At 55.3% G+C, this 22,639-nt stretch carries 20 protein-coding genes; 14 read left to right on the forward strand and 6 right to left on the reverse strand.

The features are described 5' to 3' along the window. Positions 1 to 1,230: an MFS transporter gene (locus AAFJ72_RS06705; protein ID WP_432777156.1), complete on the forward strand. Its 1,230-nt coding sequence runs from the start codon at positions 1 to 3 to the stop codon at positions 1,228 to 1,230. A 109-nt stretch (positions 1,231 to 1,339) separates the two neighbouring features. Here the strand turns inward: AAFJ72_RS06705 and AAFJ72_RS06710 are convergent, their stop codons facing one another. Genes AAFJ72_RS06710 through AAFJ72_RS06720 form a run of 3 tightly spaced genes read right to left on the reverse strand, consistent with a single transcriptional unit; the run spans position 1,340 to position 5,046 of the window. Beyond that, complete coding sequence (locus tag AAFJ72_RS06710) at positions 1,340 to 2,158, reverse strand: hypothetical protein (RefSeq protein WP_432776525.1); 819 nt, start codon at positions 2,156 to 2,158, stop codon at positions 1,340 to 1,342. Further along, a complete protein-coding gene (locus AAFJ72_RS06715; protein WP_432776526.1) occupies positions 2,151 to 3,779 on the reverse strand; it encodes a hypothetical protein in 1,629 nt (542 codons plus the stop codon). Before AAFJ72_RS06715 ends, AAFJ72_RS06710 begins: the two co-directional genes overlap by 8 nt. Positions 3,780 to 3,783: 4 nt before the next feature. Beyond that, positions 3,784 to 5,046: an O-antigen ligase family protein gene (locus tag AAFJ72_RS06720; protein WP_432776527.1), complete on the reverse strand. Its 1,263-nt coding sequence runs from the start codon at positions 5,044 to 5,046 to the stop codon at positions 3,784 to 3,786. A 210-nt stretch (positions 5,047 to 5,256) separates the two neighbouring features. Here AAFJ72_RS06720 and murJ point away from each other — a divergent pair, with 210 nt between their 5' ends. After that, the gene (gene murJ, locus AAFJ72_RS06725; RefSeq protein ID WP_432776528.1) at positions 5,257 to 6,783 is read left to right on the forward strand and encodes a murein biosynthesis integral membrane protein MurJ; all 1,527 of its coding nucleotides are present in this window, start codon (positions 5,257 to 5,259) and stop codon (positions 6,781 to 6,783) included. On the opposite strand, the gene AAFJ72_RS06730 is transcribed toward murJ, so the two are convergent. Next, the gene (locus tag AAFJ72_RS06730) at positions 6,758 to 8,134 is read right to left on the reverse strand and encodes a phenylacetate--CoA ligase family protein (RefSeq protein WP_432776529.1); all 1,377 of its coding nucleotides are present in this window, start codon (positions 8,132 to 8,134) and stop codon (positions 6,758 to 6,760) included. The genes murJ and AAFJ72_RS06730 overlap by 26 nt on opposite strands. A 188-nt stretch (positions 8,135 to 8,322) precedes the next feature. Between AAFJ72_RS06730 and AAFJ72_RS06735 the strand changes: the two genes are divergently transcribed. Next, the gene (locus AAFJ72_RS06735; RefSeq protein ID WP_122904960.1) at positions 8,323 to 9,960 is read left to right on the forward strand and encodes a polysaccharide biosynthesis protein; all 1,638 of its coding nucleotides are present in this window, start codon (positions 8,323 to 8,325) and stop codon (positions 9,958 to 9,960) included. Positions 9,961 to 9,980: 20 nt separating this feature from the next. Here AAFJ72_RS06735 and AAFJ72_RS06740 read toward each other — a convergent pair whose 3' ends face one another. After that, entirely contained in the window at positions 9,981 to 10,838 is an 858-nt protein-coding gene (locus tag AAFJ72_RS06740; RefSeq protein WP_432776530.1) for a class I SAM-dependent methyltransferase, read from the reverse strand. 27 nt (positions 10,839 to 10,865) lie between these two features. Next, positions 10,866 to 11,963, reverse strand: coding sequence for a polysaccharide pyruvyl transferase CsaB (csaB, locus tag AAFJ72_RS06745; RefSeq protein ID WP_432776531.1), 1,098 nt, complete (start codon positions 11,961 to 11,963; stop codon positions 10,866 to 10,868). Positions 11,964 to 12,425: 462 nt separating this feature from the next. On the opposite strand from csaB, the gene AAFJ72_RS06750 reads away from it, so the two are divergent. The 11 genes from AAFJ72_RS06750 to AAFJ72_RS06800 all read left to right on the forward strand — a co-directional run bounded on the left by AAFJ72_RS06750 (position 12,426) and on the right by AAFJ72_RS06800 (position 22,624). Next, entirely contained in the window at positions 12,426 to 13,373 is a 948-nt protein-coding gene (locus tag AAFJ72_RS06750; protein WP_432776532.1) for a 50S ribosomal protein L11 methyltransferase, read from the forward strand. Positions 13,374 to 13,412: 39 nt separating this feature from the next. Then, a complete protein-coding gene (locus AAFJ72_RS06755) occupies positions 13,413 to 14,588 on the forward strand; it encodes a thiolase family protein (protein ID WP_432776533.1) in 1,176 nt (391 codons plus the stop codon). Between the two features lie 133 nt (positions 14,589 to 14,721). Further along, a complete protein-coding gene (locus AAFJ72_RS06760) occupies positions 14,722 to 15,717 on the forward strand; it encodes an LCP family protein (protein ID WP_432776534.1) in 996 nt (331 codons plus the stop codon). A gap of 298 nt (positions 15,718 to 16,015) precedes the next feature. Further along, positions 16,016 to 17,716, forward strand: a complete 1,701-nt coding sequence (locus AAFJ72_RS06765; protein ID WP_122904966.1) for a long-chain-fatty-acid--CoA ligase — start codon at positions 16,016 to 16,018, stop codon at positions 17,714 to 17,716. A gap of 203 nt (positions 17,717 to 17,919) precedes the next feature. Next, on the forward strand, positions 17,920 to 18,510 hold the full coding sequence (locus AAFJ72_RS06770) for a TetR/AcrR family transcriptional regulator (protein WP_122904967.1): 591 nt from the start codon (positions 17,920 to 17,922) through the stop codon (positions 18,508 to 18,510). A 117-nt stretch (positions 18,511 to 18,627) separates the two neighbouring features. After that, positions 18,628 to 19,401, forward strand: a complete 774-nt coding sequence (locus AAFJ72_RS06775) for an enoyl-CoA hydratase (RefSeq protein ID WP_432776535.1) — start codon at positions 18,628 to 18,630, stop codon at positions 19,399 to 19,401. Positions 19,402 to 19,456: 55 nt separating this feature from the next. Continuing rightward, positions 19,457 to 20,224 carry an electron transfer flavoprotein subunit beta/FixA family protein gene (locus AAFJ72_RS06780; RefSeq protein ID WP_122904969.1) on the forward strand — a complete coding sequence of 256 codons (768 nt, stop codon included), beginning with the start codon at positions 19,457 to 19,459 and terminating at the stop codon, positions 20,222 to 20,224. A 20-nt stretch (positions 20,225 to 20,244) separates the two neighbouring features. Then, entirely contained in the window at positions 20,245 to 21,204 is a 960-nt protein-coding gene (locus AAFJ72_RS06785) for an electron transfer flavoprotein subunit alpha/FixB family protein (protein WP_432776536.1), read from the forward strand. Positions 21,205 to 21,329: 125 nt separating this feature from the next. Further along, entirely contained in the window at positions 21,330 to 21,659 is a 330-nt protein-coding gene (locus AAFJ72_RS06790) for a hypothetical protein (protein WP_432776537.1), read from the forward strand. 161 nt (positions 21,660 to 21,820) lie between these two features. Beyond that, positions 21,821 to 22,138: a thioredoxin gene (trxA, locus tag AAFJ72_RS06795; protein WP_122904972.1), complete on the forward strand. Its 318-nt coding sequence runs from the start codon at positions 21,821 to 21,823 to the stop codon at positions 22,136 to 22,138. 234 nt (positions 22,139 to 22,372) lie between these two features. Continuing rightward, complete coding sequence (locus AAFJ72_RS06800) at positions 22,373 to 22,624, forward strand: DUF2164 domain-containing protein (RefSeq protein ID WP_122904991.1); 252 nt, start codon at positions 22,373 to 22,375, stop codon at positions 22,622 to 22,624. The last annotated feature ends 15 nt before the right edge of the window (positions 22,625 to 22,639 follow it).

Below are 22,639 nucleotides of genomic sequence, written 5' to 3' on the forward strand. Positions count from 1 at the left end.
GTGTACCAAAGCCTCGAAGCGAAAAAAGCTGCGAGGCTATCTTTTATTCTTAGCAAAAAGATGGGGTGGAACGTGAATACGGCCATACTGAGCTTGCGGGCGTACAATTTCTTTTATTTTTCCTTGCTGTCCATTTTTATTTCGTTTTTGCCCGTCTATTTGACCTATCGCGGTGTCACGCCTGCGCAAATCGGTGTGCTGATCGGCGCAGGCTCGTTTATCGGCATTTTGTCCCAGCCGTTTTGGGGGATGGTGAGCGACCGCTACAAGACGCTCAAGCGAATCATCCTGTTGACCTTGGGCTTGTCCATCGCAGCAGGCATCCTGCTGTTTACCTCGACGTCGTTGCTCGTGCTGTTTCTTCTGGTCGGCGCCATGTATTTTTTCCTGTTGCCGACTGACCCGTTGACCGAGAGTCTCAACTACCGGATTGCCGAGCTGCACAGCACAAGCTTCGGCTCGATCCGCACGTTTGGCGCAGTCGGCTACGCGACGGCGTCGCTGTTCATCGGCTGGACGCTTGATCGGCTGGGGATGGGGCAGCTCGTCTGGCTGTTTGTCGGTTACGGCGTGTTTGCCTACGCGTGCGCGCTCGTGATGAAGGACGCGCCTGCCAGTAGCAAGTCGTTGTCCTGGCGGGAACTGAAGCAGTTTATCCTCTATCCGAAAACGCAGCGTTTCTTTTTGCTCGTACTGATTGCGGCGACTCCGCACCGGACGAACGACAGCTTTCTCGGCGTCTATGTGCAGAGTCTGGGCGGCACGACGGGAGATGTCGGGCAAGCGTGGTTTTTGGCAGCGGTGAGCGAGGTTGCGTTTTTCGCAGTCAGTGCCAAGCTGCTCGCCCGCTGGAGCGAACTCAGGCTGATTATGCTCGCTTCGGCGCTGTATGCAATCCGCTATGTGCTTTGTGCAATCGCTCCTTCGGCGGAGTGGGTTGTCTATCTGCAATTGACGCAAGGCATCACGTTCGTCCTGTTTTACACAGCAACCATTCAGTATTTGTACAAAATCATCCCGGAAGAGTGGCAGGCGACAGGGCAAACAGTGCTGGCTGTGTTGTTTTTCGGCATTTCCGGCATTATTGGTTCGCTCGTCGGCGGCTGGCTGTTCCAGCAAGGCGGAGGGGCGGCGCTCTACTGGGCGATGGGGATATGCTCCGCAGCCGCTTTCGTCTACTGCCTGATCCTGGCAAGACCCGGCAAAGCAGCAGGCGGTCTTGGGCTGTAAGAAATAAGAGAGCGATACTTTGACGAAGCGCAGAAAATAACAGAGCCTACCGCGATATTACTCGCAGCAGGCTCATTTTTATGGCCAGCGGCTGTAGCGAAACCAGCCTCTAGTACAGCAAATATTTTTCCACTTCTTCCGGCTCTTTGATGTTGATGCCGCCTGTGTCGCCGTACTTGTACAGGTTGAACTTCACCTGCTGGTCCATCGTCCCGGCTTCCGGCAGCGGCAAGATGATCCATGTTTCGTACTGGTGGATCAGGCGATCTTCCTTGCCGTACCAAAACGTCGCCTTGATCGTCGATTCTTTCAAAATATATTCGAGGTCGGGGCGGTCGCCGACCAGCTTTTTCAAAGGTTCAAACAGTGGACTTTGGCTGTCTTTCAGCCATTCTGCGCCGGTCATCTTCACCTGGAAAGGCACGCAGACGACGCCGATCACTTTTTCATCCGGCAATTGCACGGCCCGGTCCATGAACGGCAGCCAGTCCTCGAAGCCTTTCAGCACGTCAAATTCGAGCGGCTCGTCCGGGGCTGTCACCCAGTAATCATTCGAACGGATGTAGCGCTTGTCGCCGATGCGGTAGTACGTATAAGGCTGTGCGGCGATGCGTGTGCCGACGTTGTACCCTTTGTCAGTGAGGACGGCTCCGTCGAACATGCTGGTCGTCGTCCGGGCGAGGATGCGGTTAAGCACGTGGCCTCTGTACCAGAATGCCTGTGCTTCTTCTGCCGTTTTTCCTTTTTCCAGAGCGGTTTTCAGCCAATCGGCAGCCGATTCGGTTTGGGCCGTAGTCGGCGGCGCGGGCTGCGTATCAAAGTTGGTGGTGGCAAATGCCTTCGTGCCGGACTCATACGTGCAGCCGCCGAGCAGGGAGGCTGTGCAGACGGCAGCGAGCAGTGCCCATGCCTTTGTCAGTTTACGCATGGCGAACCCTCCTTACGACTCCGTAAACGAGCAGTCCCGCAAACAGAACGATGGTCAGCCAGAAAACAGGGATGCTGTGCTGTTTGAACACGAGAATGCGGTGCGAATTTTCCATGGAGGCGACGATTTCGTTTTCCTTGTCGCCGTCGATGTCTCCAATCTGGACGTTAATGAGCGGCAAGTAAATGCGCCAGTTTTGCTTCAAACCTTCCGGCGTGTAGTCGAAGCCGGACAGGTAAGGCGCGTCTGTTGTGCTGACCCAGCTTCTCGCCTTGGCGACGATCTCCGGTGTCTGGTCGCTGCCAACTGCTGCGAAGCTGGTGAAGCGGAAGCTTTTGTCGGAAGCATTGCTCGCCCAGAGAATGTCCCAGGTGCCGTCTGGCTTTGGCTTCAAGATGTACGAAGGGCGGCCTGCTACGAGCAGTTCGTCTGTTTTGTCATGATCGATGTCGGCAGGGATGAACTCGCCTGTGGCAAGCTCAGCCTGCTTGCGAGTCAATTGGTACGCTTCTGTCAGCGTGCCGTCTGGTTCGACAGCCAGCACACTCAAATGCTCGCCGATGACAATCAGACCTTCGCGGCCATCCGGCAGCATCATCGTCGAAAGCAGCTTGGTTGCTTTCGTCGCGCCGCCGAACGGTTTGCCGTCATACGTACCCGTCAGCATGCCGTTTGTGATGTGCAAGTTTTTGTATTTGCTGCCTAGCTCCTGGCGCACATCCATGCTGCCCTGATTTTGTTCCAGCATGTTGGCGATGTTGTTCAGATCGAGCACAAAGGCGCGGTGAGCCGTCGTACCTGCCTGCATCATCGCTTCTGAATACGCTTGTCGCTGCACGTTTGGCACGAGCTGTCCGTCCTTCATGGTGTAATACGGGAAGCCCGGATAGTCGGTCGGCAGCTTTTCCTTGATCCGTGTCATGGCTTCGGCCGGAATTTGCTCGTTTGGCATCCGGACCATTTGGCCGTCCTTCCAGGTCAATACATAGAGGGAAAGAGGCTCAGCCTGCAAATGACGCAGCTTTTCTGCCAGCGCTTTTTTCTCTTCCTCTGTTTCCGGTTTTTCTGTCTTTTCGGGCAACGGCAGTTCCTCGGCATTGCCGTAGGTGACGATTTCCATCTTGCCGTCGCCATCGACGTCGTACAGCGTCATCGGGAAGTAGTTTACCCAGTCGCCGTTGTACAGACGGCCGGACTCATACTGCACGGTGAAATGGCTCAAAGCCGTCAATGTATAGCGGTTGAATGTGACATTGGCCAGCACGGCAATCAGCACGAGCGAGCCGACAGCACGCCAGTTCAGGCGGCCATACCATTTGGCGAGCAGGGCAACGACAATGATGGCAACAGCGCCACCGATCAGAAGAGCCGCTGTCGTTTTCACGTCCACGCGGGTCAGGGCGCGATCCAGCAGCAAAAATCCGATGGTAAACACGGCCACCTGACGCCGCTCGGACGGATGAATCACGTAGTAGCAAAACGCGAGCAACGGCAGGAAAATCAGCAAAGCTATCCACGTCAGGTCAAGAAACGCGGGCTTGACGAGCAAATGGTAGATCAAAAACAGGGCAATGGCGTACAGCGCCCAGCTTATCGTAGAGAAAACAGGATTGCGGCGCATGGGTTCACCACCTTTTATCTTGTGTTTGGTCGACGTACAAAGCGCAGAGGAAGCCGCCAAACAGCCAGAAATAGAGGGCCATGAACGGCACCTCGAAAATATTTTCCACGAGGTTGTGCGTCGCAACGGCAATCAACCCGCCAAACAGTCCGAGCACCGAGAAAAAGTGCGGCGAGCCTTGCAGTTTGGAAACAAGCCCCGCTCCGTATTTGAGCATGGAGACGACCAGGGAAATCAGCAGGATAATCCCGATCAGGCCGTACTCGGCGAGACTTTTGAAGAAGTAGCTGTCCGAGTAGATCGTGCCGAAATGTCTCGACGCTACGGCTCCCCCGTGATGACCGAGCCCGACGCCAAACAGCGGCTCGATGCGCATTTTGTCATACGCCTCGCCCCAGCGGCCTACACGTCCGCCCTGGCTGCTCGACTCGAAGTATTCAGGGGTAAACAGGGTGAAAATGCGGTTTTTCACCGTACCTACCATCGGAACTGATTCCGGTACGAAGAACAGGGCTACAAGCCCAATGATGCCCGCGAGCACCAAATACCCCGCGATCCGCTTGTTCCATATGTAGAAGCAGATAAACAGTGCGAAAGCGAGCGCAAACCAGGCTCCGCGAGATCCGGTCAAAAGCAGGGCGAGCAAAGTCGTCAGGGTGACGAGTACCCACACCCATTTTTCCTTGCGGCTGGTCGCTTTCATGAACAGTCCGGCGGCCACTGGCGCGATCAAGGCCATGTAGCTTCCGAGCACGTTCGGGCTGGTGACGAACGAAAAGGCGCGTGTCGTGATCGCTTCGCCTTCCTGCACCCACGATTCGGGGGTTTTGACTCCGATTACGACTTGCAGCACCCCGACGACCGCCGCAAAAAAGCCGATCAGGGTGAGTCCTTTCAGAAACTTGTCCAGATCATCAACGGACTTCAGCAAATAAAAGCCCATCAAAAAAGCGATGATGTACTGGTAGACGGAACGGAAGCCTTCCACGCTCGCCTCCCAGTTGGCCATGTCCGTAACCATCAGGGCAAGTCCGAGGACGAAAAACGCACTGAGCAAATGCTTGATTCCAGGCATGGTCCGGTTCGTTTGCAAAAAGGCACCGAACGTAAACGCCATCAGGATGATGAGCAACGCTTCATCCCAAAAAGACGAAACGACGGGAATCGGTAGAATCTTTCGCAACACATAGTCGATTACCGGATAGGCCAACAGCAGATACAACCACGTGGTTGATTGGCTTCCCCACTTCAACACGGTTTCTCTCATTTTGTTTGTAGTCCTCCTACAGGCAGGGATTAACCTACCCATTATAATGAATCCGGCAACCTGCAAGCAAGTTGGGGCGGAAAGAGGTTGGTAGGAACGCGGGAAATAAGATATGATAACAGGTGTGTTTGAGACGGAACAGGCTGTGCCCGATTGCTGTCGATGCGACGGACACCATAGTTTTGAACGAGAGAATAGGAGAATTGGGTCATGAGTTTGTTGAGGGTTGCTTCCATGATTGTCGTGCTGACTCTCGTGGGAAGATTGCTGGGCTTTTTTCGCAGTGTGTACGTGTCCAGCCTGTACGGCACAGGGATGGAGGCGGATGCGTTCAACATCGCTGCGACGATTCCGCTGACGCTGTTTCTGGTCGTGCCCGGCGCGATCAACGCGGTGCTGATCCCGACCATGCGCGGGTTGATCGAAAAAAGGGAACCGACTGTTGAGCTTTATCACAAAATGCTGGCGATCATTCTGGGAATATTCGCACTGCTGTCTGTGCTGGGCATTGTCTTTTCCCACCAGCTTGCCGCGATGTTCGGCCTGTCCGGGGAAAAGCTGGCACTGACCGCCGAGATGCTGCAATGGATGTGGCCTTCTGCCGTGTTCATCGGGCTGACTGGCTTGTGGTCGAGTCTGTGCAATGCGCACCAGCATTTTTTTACCCCGACATTGGGGACGGTCGCAAACGGAGCGCTCGTGATTGTCGGCATGTACGTGCTCGTGCCGCTGTACGGAGCAGTGGGTCTGGCGATTGCGACGAGCATCGGCTATCTGGCGGCGATGCTTGTAATGCTGCCGACCTTGCGCGGCTTCGGCTATCGGCACCGCCTGTCGTTTGCCTGGCGTGACGACGCTTCCTTAAAAGGAATGGGCGAGCGCGTCATTCCGATCTTGATCGGTGCTGTCGTGGCACAAGCGACGACCTTTATGGAAAGAGGCTTTGCAGAAGGGGTTGGAACCGGAGTCGTCTCGGCGCTTGCCAACGCGAACCAGATCGTGCAAATGCCCATGGCGATTTTCGTCGGAGCGTTTACGCTGCCGCTGTTTCCGCTGTTGGCCAGCCACGTGAAACGGGGAGAGATGGCTGAGATGAAGCAAATTTTGCAAAAGGGACTTGCTTATTTGTTCATTCTGCTCGTCCCCGTCACGGTTGGACTTGCCCTGTATGCGGAGCCAGTCGTGCGGCTCGCCTTTGAACGAGGCGCCTTCGATGAACACTCGGTTGCCTTGACGGCCTGGGCGTTGCCGTTTTACGGCCTGGGGCTGTACTTTTTGGCAGCGCGCGATTTGCTTACCCGCGCTTTTTACGCGCTGGAAAACACCAAGACGCCCGTTATCATCGGGGCAGTCGGCATTGGCGTGTACGTGCTGGCCAACTGGCTGTTGATCCCGCTCTTGGGGCACGGCGGCATCGCACTCGCGAATGCAGTATCCGCCATTTTCCAGGCGCTCTTGCTGTTCATTCTGCTTTGGAGGGCGGTTGGCAGCCCTGTCCGGGCGAGCTTTCTCAAAACGGCAGGGAAGACGCTTTTGGCCTGCGCAATCATGGGCGCGGTGATTGTGCTCGTCGACCCGTGGCTGTCGCTTCTGTCCCTCTGGCTGTATTTGCCAATTTGTATTGCGGGCGGAGCCCTGATCTATGTAGCGGTGATGGCGCTTTTGCGCGAGCCGCTCGTCTCCGAGCTGTTGCAAAAAGTCAGGAAGCGCTCTACTCCGGCGGCTGGACGCTCGTAAGCGGACATTCGCGGATCGCGTAGCGAGTTTTTCCCGAGCTGGTAGGCGGGATGTGGTCGACGTATGACACCTGCACGCTCACCTCGCCAAGCGCGGAGCGGATTCCTGCCAAAAGCGTCGCTTCATCGGCTGGCAAAAAGCGATCCGGCTCCTTCACGAGTCTAAGGCTGAGCCGCTGCGGCTCGTGCTGGACGATCTGGAAGGTGCGAAAGCTCTCCAGATTGCGGACGATGTGGTTGAAGTAGTGGCCGTGTACGAAATGGCCGTGCTGGGAGAGGAACATGTCGTCCTCCCTGCCGTCGATTGTTTCTAGCAGTGGAAACGAAATGCCGCATGGGCACGTTTTTGCAGACAGCGCGACGATGTCACCCAACTGATAGCGCAGACGCGGCATCGCTTTGTTGTGCAAATCCGTGACGAGCAAGGCGCCGGGAACACCGGGAAACACGGGAATGTGCGTGAGCGGATCGACTACTTCCAAATAGCTGTTCTCGGAAAAGGCATGCATGTTTCCGGCCGGGCATTGGTAGGCGATAATCCCGCCGTCGCGTGCGCCGTACTCGTTGACGACGGGCGCTTCAAAGGCGGCTGCAATCGCCTGGCGCTGATACTCGTGCAAGCTTTCCGCCGTGGAGACGACCGCTTTGAGCGGGATGCCGAGCGTGATCCTTCTGCGCAGTATCATTTGCGCGAGTGTGTACAGAGCCGAGGCGTAGCCGTACAAATAGGCGGGGCGGAACCGTCTGATGCGCTGCAACTGCGTGTCCAGACGGCGTTCGTCCAGTTCGTAGGCGGAGAGCAGCAAGCGGTTTTTCAGCCAGCGCTCCTTCCAGCGGTATTTCCTGGCCTGTTGCTGGTTCAGCTCCAGCGGCGAGCCCCAGAGCATGACACACGGGTCGCCGATCCGGATGCCATGCCAGGAGAGGCCCAGCCAGCGGGCTGCCTCATAATGTTCGACAGCCGGGCGGTCGAGGTAGAAGCGGGTCGGCTCTCCGGTGGAGCCGCCCGTGCGGTTTGGGATCAGCTTGTCGGTGCGAATCCCGCGGCTCAAGTACGCGTCGGGATTGCGGCGAAAACGCGTCTTGTCGAGGGGCGGCAGCTTTTGCAAAAAGCGTTCGGGCGCGTCCCGATACTCGAGCCAGACGTCAGCATAGTCCATGTAGGCTGGCACGTGCGAGACAGCGTGATCGAGCAGACTGCGCAGCTTTTCGCGCTGGCGGCTTGCCAACTCCTCCCTGGACAAATGCTGGGCGGCTTGCAGCTCCCGCATGTACGGGCGCGTGCGGTTTTCCTTCAGTACCTCCATCAAGGGCCACTGTACCTGGCGAATCCAAAAACCCGTTAGGGCCATCCTTATTCCTCCTACATTTCCCATCAGACGATTCGAAGAAGTCAATGGAATCTGTTTTTCACCAGTATTCCAGTCGAATTCCATCCATATACCTGTTTGCCGGAAGCAGGAATTGATAGTAGGATAGAGGGTGGGTTTATGGCACATGCCAGTCCCCAAGTCTAAGCGACGCATAAAGGAGTTACCCCATGTTGAAAAAAAGTCACTTTCTCGCAGGGGCGCTGATTTTGGCCATCGCGGGAATTTTGTCAAAAGTAATCGGGATGTTTTACCGCATCCCTCTTCAGGAAATTGTCGGGGACAACGGTCTTGGACTGTATCAGGAGGTGTACCCGCTCTACCTGACCTTCCTTATTTTGGCGACGGCAGGTGTGCCGGTCGCGCTGTCGCGGGTCATTGCCGAGGCACTCGCTGAGGGCAAGCAAGGCTCTGTCGGGCAGATTTTGGCGCGGAGCATGGTGATGATGGGCGGGATCGGGATTGTGCTGTTCGCAATTTTGTACGCAAGCTCGCCGCTGATTGCCAGGCTGATGGGCAACCCGCATCTGATCGAGCCGATTCGGGCGATTTCTTTGTCCTTGCTGTTCGTGCCGCTGATCGCGGTCCTTCGCGGCTTCTTTTACGGCCATCAAAAAATGCTGTACGTCGGTCTGTCGCAGATCGTGGAGCAGACGTTGCGCGTGCTGTTCATTCTGGTTGCGTCGCTCTACCTGGTCAGGTTGGGAGAGGACACCGACACGGTCATTACAGGCGTCAACTTCGGGACGATGATTAGTACGCTGCTCAGCCTCGGCTTCCTCGCGCTGCTCATGTGGCTGCACAACCGGAAAAACTCGGTGTTTACGAACGCGGAGTGGGGACGGCTGGAGTGGTGGTATGATCGCGCGTTTTTCCGGTCCATGTGGAAAATCGCCTGGCCGATCTGCGTCAGCGCGCTCGTGATTCCGATTTTTAGCCTGACCGATTCGTTTCTGGCGATCAATATTTTCCGCTACATCTGGAATGTAGACGGCCTTACGGCGGATACGTGGTTTGGCATTTACAGCCGGGGTGGCCCGCTTTTGCAAATGGCGAGTCTGTTCGGTTCGTCCATTGCGCTCTCGATCGTTCCGGCGATTGCAGAAGCGAAACGGCAAAAAGACGAGGAACGCGTCACAACTTTGACCAAGCTGTCGCTGCGTTTCGCCTGGTTGATCGGCCTGCCGGCAGGGCTTGGACTCACAGCCGTAGCAGAAGGAGCGAACCTCGCGCTCTACGGCGACATGGAAGGGACGCGCGCCATGGCGATTCTGGGCATCAGCGCGATTCCGCTCTCGCTGCTCCTTGCGACCAACGGCATTTTGCAAGGGATCGGCAAAGAAAAAATTCCGGCGCTTCATCTGCTGTACGGCGTCATTGTCAAGATCGCGGCCACATTCGTGTTCACCTCCATGTTTGGCATGGACGGGCTGTCCCTGTCGTGGCTGTGCGCGACTGCGTTTGTTTGCATGCTCAACATGCGGGTCATCAGCAAGCTCGTACAGGTGCCGATCCACTGGCGTTTTGATACGATTTATCCGCTGCTCGTCGCCAATCTGATGCTGCTGCTCGCCTGGGGCGCGACGGAGACGGTCGGCCTGCTGCTCGCGGGCAAGGAAAAAGTTCGCCTGCTTGGCGCCATCGAAACGGTTTCGGGTGTCGGCGTGGGACTGGTCGTTTATTTGGGCCTGCTGCTGTTGATCCCGCTGATCGAGGACAAGGAGTTGGACTGGCTGCCTGGCGGGGCCAAGCTTCGCGTCGTTATCAACCTGATCCGCAAGAAACAGGCGTCGTCGAAGGCGCAATAAGAAAATCCCCTTTCTCCACATCAGGAGGAAGGGGATTTTTGATAGACGCAGACGACCATTTTGACGAAAAACTCGCGGAAGCCAGGCATCGTTGCCAAAAACTTGAGCTGGTTGCGCAGCGGAATCTCGCGCTCGTAGACGGCAGGATGCTTCACGCCTTTTTGAATGTTGCGGAAGCGCTTGATCGTCATCCGGTTGATGTAGGAGATCGTCTCGCTGCCATCCGGCCGCTTGTCGAAGCGGAACGCGATGCGGTCAGAGCCGTCCGGCAAATCGCGCACCAGCTTTTTGTAGGCGTCGATCAACGCTTGCTCGGAAAAGAGGGCATGCACCCAAGGAATGCCGATCGCGTCCGACAAATGCGCACCATACGGGTGATAGTACGGCGGGAAGTTGATGTACAGATGTCCGCCGGGCTTTAGGATGCGGAAGCACTCTTCCAGCGTCTTTTCCGGCTCGCCCACGTGCTCCATCGCGTCGTTCATGATGATCGTGTCAAACGTGTTGTCGGGAAAATCCGTGCGGGCAGCGTCGCCTGTCATAAAGGAAACGACGTCATCGAGCCCCTTTTCCCGGGCAAAGGCATTGCCTTCCTCCGCGTAGTGCGGAACGATGTCAATCCCGATCATCTTTTTCGGGCCGAAGGTGGCGTAGTAACAGGTTTTGCCGCCCCCGCCACAGCCGATGTCCAGCACCGTTTTGCCGCTGAACATTTGCTCCTGGGAGTGGAAGGGGAGGAAAAACTGAATCGTCTGGTCCCCTTTTTGAAACTGCCATTCGGTATAGCTCATCTCCCCGTTGTTCGCCAGGTTGAACGGATGAACGGGAAGAGGGAAAAGGCGGTTTAGTCCAAGCAATACTTGTGAAGAAAAGGACACAAGTACGTCCTCCTTTCCTGAAAAGCCTTATTTTCGCAGCGCCTGAAGCACCAGCTCGCTGCTTTTGGCCGCTTCTTCCGCCAGCGTGCGGGAATGCTCGGTTACGATCTCAATCTCGACATCGAGCTTGTCGATTTTCTCGGCCAAAAGCGCGAGAAGCCGAGTCTCGTCCAGCTTTGTGATGTGGCCTGCGTTTGGCATCCCGGCACGCTCGACAAAGCGGTCGATTTTCGGATCGTACGAAATGCCGATAAACGGAATGCGCAGCATGCAAGCGAGAATGAGCGAGTGCAGACGCATGCCGACGACGTAATCGCACTGTTTCAAAACGGACATGATGTCGTGAAAAGTGACGGGCGCATCGAGCAGACGTGCTCCTGTCTGGGTCATCTGGGCCATGATTTCTTTGGATGGCGCCAAGTCACTGGGAACGTGCATCGGGAGAAACAGGACATTCCAGCCGCGCAAGACAAACCAGTCCGCTGCTTTGGCGATTGATTGCTTGAACGCCTGCTCCTGCTTCCAGTCCCGCACGGAGATCGCTACCAAAGGCTTGGCAGGATCGGCGAACATGCCGTGAAGCAGTTCTTTTCCGCGCGCATCCGCTATATCGTCAGGGGAGATCGTCAGGGCAGGGTCTGCTGTGACATGGATCGGCGCTTTTTTGACGCCGCACGCCTTGAAGTCTTCTCCCGATTCATAGTCTCGCACGGTAATGACATCGACCCGGTTCACTACGCGTTTGATGACCTGGCGGCTGAGTGATTTGAGAATCGGGCCAAACCCTTGCGCGTAAAAGACCACAGGCTTGCGGAGAAGCTTGGCGATGGTGACGATGCCCAAATAGTAGAGAACACTGCGCGGACTGGTCACGTCCTGCATCAGCGTTCCGCCGCCCATCACTAGCATGTCGCTGCGCGAAAGCTCACGGACGATGGTTCCAAAGCTCCAGCGGTCATAAGCTTCAATCCCGAACAATTCCGCAGTCCGCTCAGGCTGATTGGACAGAACGGCGAGAGAGATATTTGGTTGTTCCCGCTTAAGAGAGCTGATGATACCGTACAGGACCACATCGTCTCCGGCATTGTTAAAGCCGTAGTACCCGGAGATGAGAATTCGCGACATGGAGTGAACCTTCTTTCTATATCAAACGTACAGGAAAAATACATTCTCAAGTATAATCGAGTAAACAAGAGGAAGTAAAGCGAACCCGGCACAAAACTTGGCGTCCCGGCTTTTCGCGATAGACCTTGGGCTAGCCGGTTTTCATAGGGTATAATGTAAGCACTCGAAAAAGCGGTCTCGCAAAAATTACGCGAACAAATACAAGAACCCCATGGCAAACATGCCGATGCCAAGCAGGATCAAGCCGATCATTACGACGAGCATCCCTTTGTTTTTCCGGCGACGGTAAAAAAATTCGTCAAACATGGCAAGCCTCCCTGCAGTAAAATAGTCCATTCTACTATCATACCATGTTCCCTGGCAAACTTGCCAACAGCAGATGCAAGAGCGGCACGGCGCTGCCGGGAACGAGCAAGTCAACGGCCATGTGGCGGAAGCAACCTGGAAGGAGCAAGATTCATCATGGAAAGCATGTGGTTGAAATACACCTTGTTGGTAGAGCAAATGACAGAAGATTTATTTGTGGCGGAAGTGTTGGGCAGCCCGTACACGCTCGGCTGGGTCGAGCCGCAAATCGAGATTTTGACGACGGAAAACGGCTATGATTACGCGGAAAACACGGAGGGGCCTGTCGTGGCGTACTTGTTTGAGCCAAAGCAGGATAGCGAAGAGGAACACGTCGCCCGGCTACAGGCGTACATTTCCCGCTGGGAGGGCCAGGTTCGTGTCAAGGAAGTCGAGCAGGTAGCCGAAGAAAACGATTCGTGGAAGGACGAGTTTCGCGAGGTGCGGGTCGGCAACTGGTGGGTGGCACCCAGCTGGACGGACCCGCAGTTGCTGGGCGACGCCGAGCATGTGCTGTGGATTGATCCGGGGGCGGCGTTTGGCACCGGCTATCACGGAACGACACAAGACATTCTTTTGCTATTGCAAGAGATGGATCTTGCGGGCAAAGTCGTTTTCGACATCGGGGCAGGCTCGGGCATCCTCTCCCTGTTCAGTGCGCGCAACGGTGCTAAGCATCCGGTCTGGGCCGTTGACATCAACCCGCAGAGCGAGTATCAGGTGCAGGTCAACGCGGCGAACAACGATCTGCCGGAGGACGCGGTGCGCATCGTGATCGGCGACGCTTCCGACGCAAAGGTAGCGGCGCAGCTTCCCCCGCAGGCTGATCTGATTTTGGTCAACATTGGCGGGGACGAGAACGTCTCCATGCTTCCGCTGATTCGCGAAAGGATTGCACCGGGCGGGCAAATTATTCTCTCCGGAATCGTAGAATGGAATCGGGAGGCCGTGCTCGCCGCATTCGAGGAGGCAGGCTTTCAGAAGGAAACCGAGCGTCAATCGGACGAGTGGGTGACGGTGCTGATGAAGAATACGGCTGTGAACCATTTTGCAACTACTGTGTGAGAACATAAAAACCAATCTTGACAGTGGAGGGGAACACAAATGGAGCATGTCGTCATTGCTGCTGCCGGACGTACGCCAATTGGCACGTTTGGTGGTGTTCTGAAAGATGTAAGCGCTCGCAAGCTGGCGGAGGTAGTCATTCGCGGCGTCATGGCGAGAGCGGGCCTGGAAGCTTCCCAGATCGACGAGGTGATTTTGGGCAACTGCATCCAGCGCACAGATGAACCGAACATCGCCAGAGTCGCGGCCATTGACGCAGGGCTGGGCAAAGAAGTGACAGGCTTTACGGTCCAGCGCCAGTGCGCGTCCGGTATGCAGGCGATTGCCAACGGCGCGTCGCAAATTTTGCTCGGCGAAAACGAAGTGGTGATCGCAGGCGGCACAGAAAGCATGAGCAATGCTCCTTACGTGCTGAAAAACGCCAGATGGGGACGCAGGCTCATGCACGGGGAAATGACCGATGCGATGTGGGAGCTTTTGACGGACCCGCATCACCAGATTTTGATGGGCGAAACAGCTGAGCGTCTGGCCGACCTGTACAACATCAGCCGCGAGGAACAGGACGAAATTGCCATGCGCAGCCAGCACAACGCGATCCGGGCAATCGACAACGGACTGTTTGCGGAGGAAATCATCGGCGTGCCGATCCAAAAACGCAGCGGAGAGGTCGTCGTCACGGAAGACGAGTTTCCAAGGCGCGGCGTGACGATGGAGAGTCTCGCCAAACTCAAGCCCGGCTTTCGCGAGAATGGCACCGTGACGGCGGGCAACGCTTCCGGACTGAACGATGGAGCTTCCGCTGTCGTGCTCATGCGGGAAGCAAAGGCGAGAGAGCTTGGCATCGAGCCGCTCGGCAGAATCGTCTCGTGGGCGACAGCCGGAGTAGAACCGGACCTGATGGGCTACGGCCCGGTGCCCGCTGTGAAAAAGGCGTTGGCGAAGGCAGGCATGACACTGGCCGACATGGAGCTGATCGAGGTGAACGAGGCGTTCGCCGCCCAATACCTCGCTGTCGAAAAGCTACTGCAGTTGCCGCGCGAGATCACCAACGTAAACGGCAGCGGAATCTCACTCGGCCACCCCGTCGGCTCCACCGGCTGCCGGATCGTCGTGACCTTGCTACACGAGCTGAAGCGTCGCCAGCTCAAGCGCGGATTGGCAACACTGTGTGTGGGCGGCGGCATGGGCATGGCGATGGTCGTCGAGCGGGCGTAGCCGCAATAGCGTTTTCTGCATGCACGAAGCACGTTTAAATCAAGTCTCCCCTGTTAAAAATGGAAGCAAGCCCTGCCTCTTGAAGCAGTAGAAAAAGGCAGCGGCAGTGCTTGCAAAGGGGGAGGCTTTTTTCATGGCATTTTTTTCATTTTTGAAGCAATACAAAAAACAGATCGCGTTTCACCTGTTTTCCTGTCTGCTCGCCGGAGCGCTCGCTGTGATCGGCTACAGCGTTTTTCAATACAAGCAGATGACGGAAAAATGGTACGCGCCTCTCGACGGCCAGGCAAAGGGCGGTGCGCAGCAGGCGGCTGCCGCTTTGCCGCCGCCGCGTGACCTGTTGACGGGAAGCGAGCCACTGAAGCCGTTCGTTGTCATGCTGCTCGGCGTAGACAGCCGGGACGGGGAAAAAGCGCGCTCCGACACGCTGATGCTCGCCGCCGTCCATCCCGCGAAGCAGTCCGCCTACCTCCTCTCGATTCCGCGGGACAGCTACATGGAGCTGCCCGGCAAAGGCTATGACAAGGTGAATCACGCCATGGCTTTTGGCGGACCGAAGCTGGTCAAGGAGACGCTGGAAACATTTCTCAATGTCAAGATTGACCGCTACGTCTCTGTGGACTTCGAAGGCTTCCGCCAAATCGTCGACGAACTGGGCGGCGTCCTGATCGACGTCAAAAAGCGGATGAAGTACAGCGACCCGAGCGACGACACGTACATTGACCTGATGCCAGGCTTGCAGGTGCTGTCCGGTGAACAGGCGCTGGATTACGCGCGCTACCGCAAAAGCGACCTGGGCAAAGAAGACAGCGACTACCAGCGGATCAACCGCCAGCAGGAGATATTGACCGCCCTGGCGCAAAAGGGCACCTCGGCGCACATGTACACGAGAGCATTCAAGCTGATGGAGATTTTGGGCCAGCACGTCAAAACCGATTTGACCGATCTGGAAATCGCCTCGCTGCTGTTGAGCTACGGCGACGGGACGCGGAACAAAATCAAGACAGATACGCTGGTCGGGCAGGACGAGCGGATATGGCACAACGGCATCGTAGGCTGGTATCATCTGGTGCCGACAGCAGAACGGGAGCGGGTTCGCCAGCAGATTCTGAAAGAGCTGCAACAGTGACGCAAGCTGGAAGACATTGAAAAAGAGTTGTGTCGAACAAATGGGCAGGCTTCGTCTCAAAAAGGCGAAGCCACTTTATTTTTACAAAAACAAGTGCAAACTCTCCATTTCATAAAAAAACCATATGCTGTAGGTCGGCGACTCATTTTTGAGAGGGAGTCAGTAAACGTTTTCTTATCCAGAAACGTTTTTAATTGGAAAATTAACGTTCTTTCGAATACAATAGCGATAAGGAAGAGATTATGAATGTCGATCATAGGGGTGGGGCAAGGCCATTTAAGGGATGGAGGGAATGACCATGTCAAATGCCAAGCCTTGGATTGCCAATTACCCGTCCGAAACTGCACCGTCACTGGATTACCCCCGCATTCCGCTGACGCAATTTCTCGTGCAGTCGGCTGCATCGTACCCGGACAACAACGCGATTTACTTCATGGGCAAGACGATTTCGTACCGGGAGCTTTTGGAGCTGTCTTACCGCTTTGCCAACGCACTGGTCAAACGGGGCGTGCAAAAAGGCGACCGTGTGGCGATCATGCTGCCGAATACCCCGCAAGCTGTCATCTGTTATTACGGCGCGCTGTTTGCAGGTGCCATCGTCGTGATGACGAACCCTCTCTACACGGAGCGCGAGCTGATTCATCAGTTGGAGGACTCCGGCGCTGAGACGATCATTACGCTGGATTTCCTGTACAGACGCGTAGCGAAAATCCGCTCATCCACACCACTCAAACGTATTTTTGTAACAAGTGTTGGCGATTTTCTTCCCTTGTGGAAAAAATGGCTGTACCCGTTCGTCCAGAAAAAACAGGGGCAAACTCGGCAGGTTGCCTACAGCGCAGATGTTGAACCGTTTCTTTCCGTCATGAAAGAAAGCGCTGCCAATCCTGTCCATGTGCCAATCGACCCGGAAAAGGACATCGCCCTGCTCCAGTACACGGGCGGCACGACGGGGTTAGCCAAAGGCGTCATGCTGACGCATGCCAATCTGATCGCCAATGCGATGCAGTGTCAGGCTATTCTCTACAAGCTGCGCAGAGGCGGCGAGCGAATACTGGGCGCGCTTCCGCTCTTTCACGTCTACGGCCTGACGACAGTGATGAACAAAGGCATTTGCATTGCCGCAGAAATCATTCTCGTGCCGAAGTTCGAGGTCAAACAAATTTTCGAGTTGATCGAAAAGCGCAAGCCGACCTTGTTCCCCGGCGCGCCGACGATGTACATTGCCCTGATTAATCACCCCGACCTGAAAAAGCACGATCTGTCTTCGATTGAGGCGTGTGTCAGCGGTTCTGCGCCGCTTCCTGTCGAGGTCAAGACCAAGTTTGAGGAACTGACGGGGGGCAAGCTCGTCGAAGGCTACGGCCTGACGGAAGCATCGCCCGTTACCCATTCGAACCCGATATGGGGAAAAAGCATCACCGGCAGCATCGGCATGCCTTGGCCGGACACGGACTGCCGCATCCTCGACACCGTCACGGGAGAGGAGCTGCCGCAGGGCGAGGTCGGCGAGCTCGCGGTCAAAGGGCCGCAGGTCATGCTCGGCTACTGGAACCGCCCGGAGGAAACAGCTGCGGTCTTGAAGGACGGCTGGCTTTTGACGGGTGACATAGGGTACATGGACGAAAACGGCTATTTTTACATCGTCGACCGCAAAAAGGACATGATAATCGCAGGCGGCTTCAACATTTATCCGCGCGAGGTGGAGGAAGTGCTGTTCGAGCATCCGGCCATCAAGGAAGCGGCTGTCATCGGCGTCCCGGACCCGTACCGCGGCGAGACGGTAAAGGCGTTCATCGTCTTCAAGGACGGCAAACAGGCGAGCGAGGAAGAGCTCGAAGCGCATTGCCGCAAGAAGCTTGCTGCCTACAAGATTCCGCGCAAGTACGAGGTGCGCACGGAACTGCCGAAGACAATGGTGGGAAAAGTGCTGCGCAGACAGTTGCAAGAAGAAGACAAGGCGCAGCGGGAAGCACAGGACGAGATCAAAACAAGCTGACGCACAGACGCTGCCGTTAGGCTCGCATCCGTTGGGGAAGCGGCCACTTTTTGCGCTTGCACGGGACAGGCTGTCGCCGTCATTCAGGTGCACGCCAGGCAATTGACAGCGCCGGGTTCCTGTATTACACTCATTTTATGAATGAATAATCATTCATTTAAAAAATTGTCTTATCATCATTGCGAGTAAAGATGGAGGTTGTTATGGCAAAAAAGACGGGGGAAAAATATCAAGCCATTATTGATGCTGCTGTACGCGTCATCGCCAGACAAGGTTATTACAGCGCCCAGGTATCCAAAATTGCAAAAGAGGCGAAGGTAGCAGACGGCACCATATACCTCTATTTTGAAAACAAGGATGATATCCTGATTTCGTTGTTCAACGAGAAGATGGGTCAGTTCGTGGACGAAAACCGCAAGCGGATTTCGGAAGCGACATCCATCGAGCAAAAATTGTACGTCCTCGTGCACGCTCACTTGAGCCAACTGGCCAAAGACCACGATTTGGCAAAAGTCACGCAGATTGAGCTGCGCCAGGCCAATCCGGTCATCAGCGAAGGCATCGGCAACGTGATGAAGCAATATTTCAACCTGATCGAAGAAGTCATCCGGGAAGGAATGGAGCAAAAAGTGTTCCGGCCGGACCTGGACGTCAGGATGACGAGGAAAATGATTTTTGGCACGCTGGATGAAGTGACGACATCTTGGGTCATGAAGCAGTGCAAGTACGACCTTGTCTCTCACGTTGATTCCATTCATAACCTCTTCCTGTTCGGTATGAAGGGAAAAGAATGAAAAGAAAAGCTTTTTTTGTAGGAAAACGTCTGCTACAATGGAAACAGAAAGACTGAGCGTTCGCTCAGTTGTGTAAATAGCCTGTTTGTTCATAGGGATTCGTTTGGGGGGAGAGGCATGGATTCGCACTGGAATGTGGAGATCGCTGATCGCGTCGCTGTTGTGACGATCAGCAACCCGCCCGCTAACGCACTGAGTAGAGCGGTGCTCGATGAATTGAGTGAACTTTTGAACCAGTTGGAAAACAACGCGGAAGTCAAAGCGATTGTCTTGACGGGAGAAGGCCGGTTTTTCATTGCGGGAGCCGACATCAAGGAATTTACCCAACTGGCTCCTGCCGAAGCAGAAGCGATGTCAAGAAGTGGTCAAGCGTTGTTCGACCGCCTGGAGTCATTCCCGAAGCCGATTATTGCAGCCATTAACGGCGCTTGCCTGGGTGGGGGACTGGAGCTTGCGATGGCTTGCCATATACGCTTTGCCGCAGTGGAAGCGAAGCTGGGATTGCCGGAGCTGAATCTGGGACTCATCCCTGGCTACGGCGGAACACAGCGATTGCCGCGGCTGGTTGGCAGAGGAAAAGCGACCCAGTTGATTCTCACCTCCGAGATGATCGGCGGGGAGGAAGCTTTGCGTATCGGACTCGTGGAAGCGGTATATCCAGCCGAACAGTTGCTTGCGGAAGCGAAGAAGCTGGCCTACGCCATCACCCAAAAAAGCGCGGTCACGCTCAGACTCGCCCTGGAATCTGTCCACAACTCCGTTCAGCTTGGCTTGGCGGAAGGACAGGAGCAGGAAGCAAAAAAATTCGGCGAGGCGTTTGCGACAGAAGATATGAAGGAAGGCGTCGCAGCCTTTTTGGAGAAGCGCGCGCCGCAGTTTGCGGACAAGTAACCCGCTTTTTTGCAGCATCACCAGTACGAGGAACCATTAAGGAGGAGGCATCCTGATGAATATCTTGGTTGTGTTGAAGCAGACGTTTGACACAGAAGAAAAAATCGTCATCCAAAACGGGCAAATTTCCGAGGACGGCGTGGAGTTCATCATCAATCCATACGATGAGTACGCGGTAGAAGAAGCAATCAAGCTCAAGGAGGAGCATGGCGGCGAAGTGACAGTGGTCAGCGTGGGGCCGGACCGCGCGGAAAGCGCTTTGCGCACGGCGCTCGCAATGGGTGCAGACAAAGCTGTGCTCGTGGATGACGAGTCTTTGTTTGGCGATGAATACACAACGGCAAAAGTGCTTGCTGCAGTAGCGAAAAAAGTCGGGTTTGACATCATCATCGGCGGACAGATGGCGGTAGACTCCGGTGCAGGCCAGGGCGGTCCACGTCTCGCGGAAGAGCTGGGCATCAACCACGTTTCTACCGCTGTGAAGCTGGAAGTAGACGGCAACACGGTTCGCGTAGAGCGCGATGTGGAAGGCGACCTCGAAGTCGTGGAAACAAGCCTGCCGGTGCTGATTACTGCCCAGCAAGGGCTGAACGAGCCGCGCTATCCTTCTCTTCCCGGCATCATGAAAGCGAAGAAAAAGCCGCTGGAGCGACTGAGCGCAGACGATTTGGGTCTGACTGCAGACGCAGTGAAGGCAAAAACGGAGATTGTCGACCAGACCTTGCCAGCGAAAAAGCAGGCGGGCCGCATTCTCACTGGCGATTTGGCAGCCCAGGCGTCGGAATTGGTGCAACTGTTGCGCAATGAAGCGAAAGTGATCTAAGCGAGAGGGAGAGGATATCCATGAAAAAAGTACTTGTACTCACGGAAGTACGTGACGGACAACTTCGCAACGTGTCGCTGGAAGCGTTGGCCGCAGCACAAGCATTGGCCGAGGGTGGCGAAATCGTCGCGGGAGTATTCGGGGCAGACGCGGCAGCGCATGCGCCAGTATTGGCACAGCATGGAGCAAGCACAGTTTACACGGCGGATCACCAGGCACTCGCCCAGTACACGCCTGACGCCTATACACAAGCACTTGTGCAGTTGATCGAGCTTGCCTCTCCTGATGCCGTCGTATTGGGGCATACGGCAATCGGTCGCGACGTCGCACCGCGCGTAGCGGCGAAGCTCGGCTTTGGCTTGGTTTCCGATGTAACGGGTATCGAAGCGGGACCGGTGTTTGTTCGTCCGATTTATGCGGGCAAAGCGTTCCAGAAACGCAAATTTGTTGACGGGAAAATTTTTATCACCATCCGTCCAAACAACATCGCCATCGGTACGCCGGACGCTTCGAAAACAGCGACCGTCGTTCCGGTTGATCTGGACATCAAAGATTTGCGCACCATTGTCAAGGAAGTCGTGCGCAAGACGAGCGGAAAAGTGGACTTGTCCGAAGCGAAAGTCGTCATCTCCGGCGGTCGCGGCGTGAAGAGCGCGGACGGCTTCAAACCGCTGTATGAGCTGGCAGACGTGCTCGGTGCGGCTGTTGGCGCATCTCGTGGCGCGTGCGACGCCGACTACTGCGACTACTCGATGCAAATCGGGCAAACCGGAAAAGTCGTCACGCCTGACCTGTACATTGCGTGCGGCATTTCCGGAGCGATCCAGCACTTGGCGGGTATGTCCAGCTCCAAGGTGATCGTTGCAATCAACAAAGACCCGGAAGCGCCGATCTTCCAGGTGGCAGATTTCGGCATCGTTGGCGACCTGTTCGAAGTGGTGCCGCTGCTTACTGCCGAGTTCAAAAAAGTTTTGGTGTAAGGCTGAAAAAACAGCAGCAAACGCCAGTAAAAAGCGTCCCACACGCCGGGGCGCTTTTTTTGTCTCAAGCCCTTACGTTATTCTGTTTCTGCTTGTTATAATAAGTCCAAGGAGAGGTGAGCGGCATGAGTGAGGAGCTGCTGCAACAGCTGATTCACATGGTGGGGGAAAACAACCGGATTGTCAAAGAGGTCCAGCAGGAACTGCGGGAATTCAAGGCAGAGATGTACGAGTTCAAGGCAGAGATGTACGAGTTCAAGGCAGAGATGTACGAGTTCAGGGCGGAAATGTACAGATTCCGGGACGAGATGTACGAGTTCCGCGACGACGCGATTTCCCGGCTGGAGCGTTTGGAGAGGCAAGACAAGCTGATCGAGGCCGATCTGGACCTGCTGCACAAAAAGGTGAGCGATCACGAGCGGGAGATCAATCGCATCAAGCAAGTCGGACAGTAGAACAAAAAAGCAACCGATAAGGGAAGAAGCGACTGGATAGACTATAGCGTGAAGTGCGCACAAAGTGCGGGGCGCCATAGTCATTTTTGTTTTGGGATGATATACTGAAGGAGCATTTGAGCCTTATTTTAGCAATTGACTTTTCGAGGAGGTAACTTTCCATGGCGATTGTAAATGCAACTGACCAAAACTTTTCCCAGGAAGTAGAGCAAGGCGGTACGGTCCTGGTTGACTTCTGGGCTCCTTGGTGCGGCCCTTGCAAAATGATCGCTCCTGTTCTGGAGCAAATCGACAGCGAAGTGGGTTCCAAGCTGAAAATTGTCAAAGTCAACGTTGACGACAACCCGGATTCTGCTGGTCGTTTTGGCGTAATGTCCATCCCGACCTTGATCGTGTTCAAGGATGGTCAGCCAGTCGATAAAGTAATCGGCTTCCAGCCAAAAGAAGCTCTGATGGCAACGGTAGGCAAACACCTGTAATCTGTAAGCAGCCAAACCGACAGCATGAAAAAGCGGCGAGAACGATGCCGCTTTTTTTTCATACCTAAAATGCCGACGGTTTGACCGGGCGCAAGCATAAATAGCGATCTACCGTACGAAAACTGTCGCTTTCCGATCGAAGCGGCAGTTTTTTTGCTGCCCGATCCGTGATACTATGAAGGGTAGAACGTACATTCCTATGACAGGAAGAACAAGGAAGGAAGTCAGATGCGGATGCCAGGCAAACTGACGAGAGAGCAAACGAACTATCTCGTGTTGCAGGTGCAACGTTATTTTCAGTCAGAACGCGGCGAGGAACTGGGCAATCTGGAGACGGAAGAGCTGATTGCCTTTTTTTCCAGAGAGCTGGGGCCGTTTTTCTATAACCAGGGCGTAGAGGACAGCCGCAAGCTTGTGGTGGAGCGGATGAACGCGCTGGAGGATGAACTGTACGTCCTTGAGCAGCCTGTCATGAAAAAACGATAAGGTGAGAAGGCCGTG

Origin of the sequence: Brevibacillus gelatini, from assembly GCF_050920745.1 — a bacterium.
Taxonomy (GTDB): Bacteria; Bacillota; Bacilli; order Brevibacillales; family Brevibacillaceae; genus Brevibacillus; species Brevibacillus gelatini.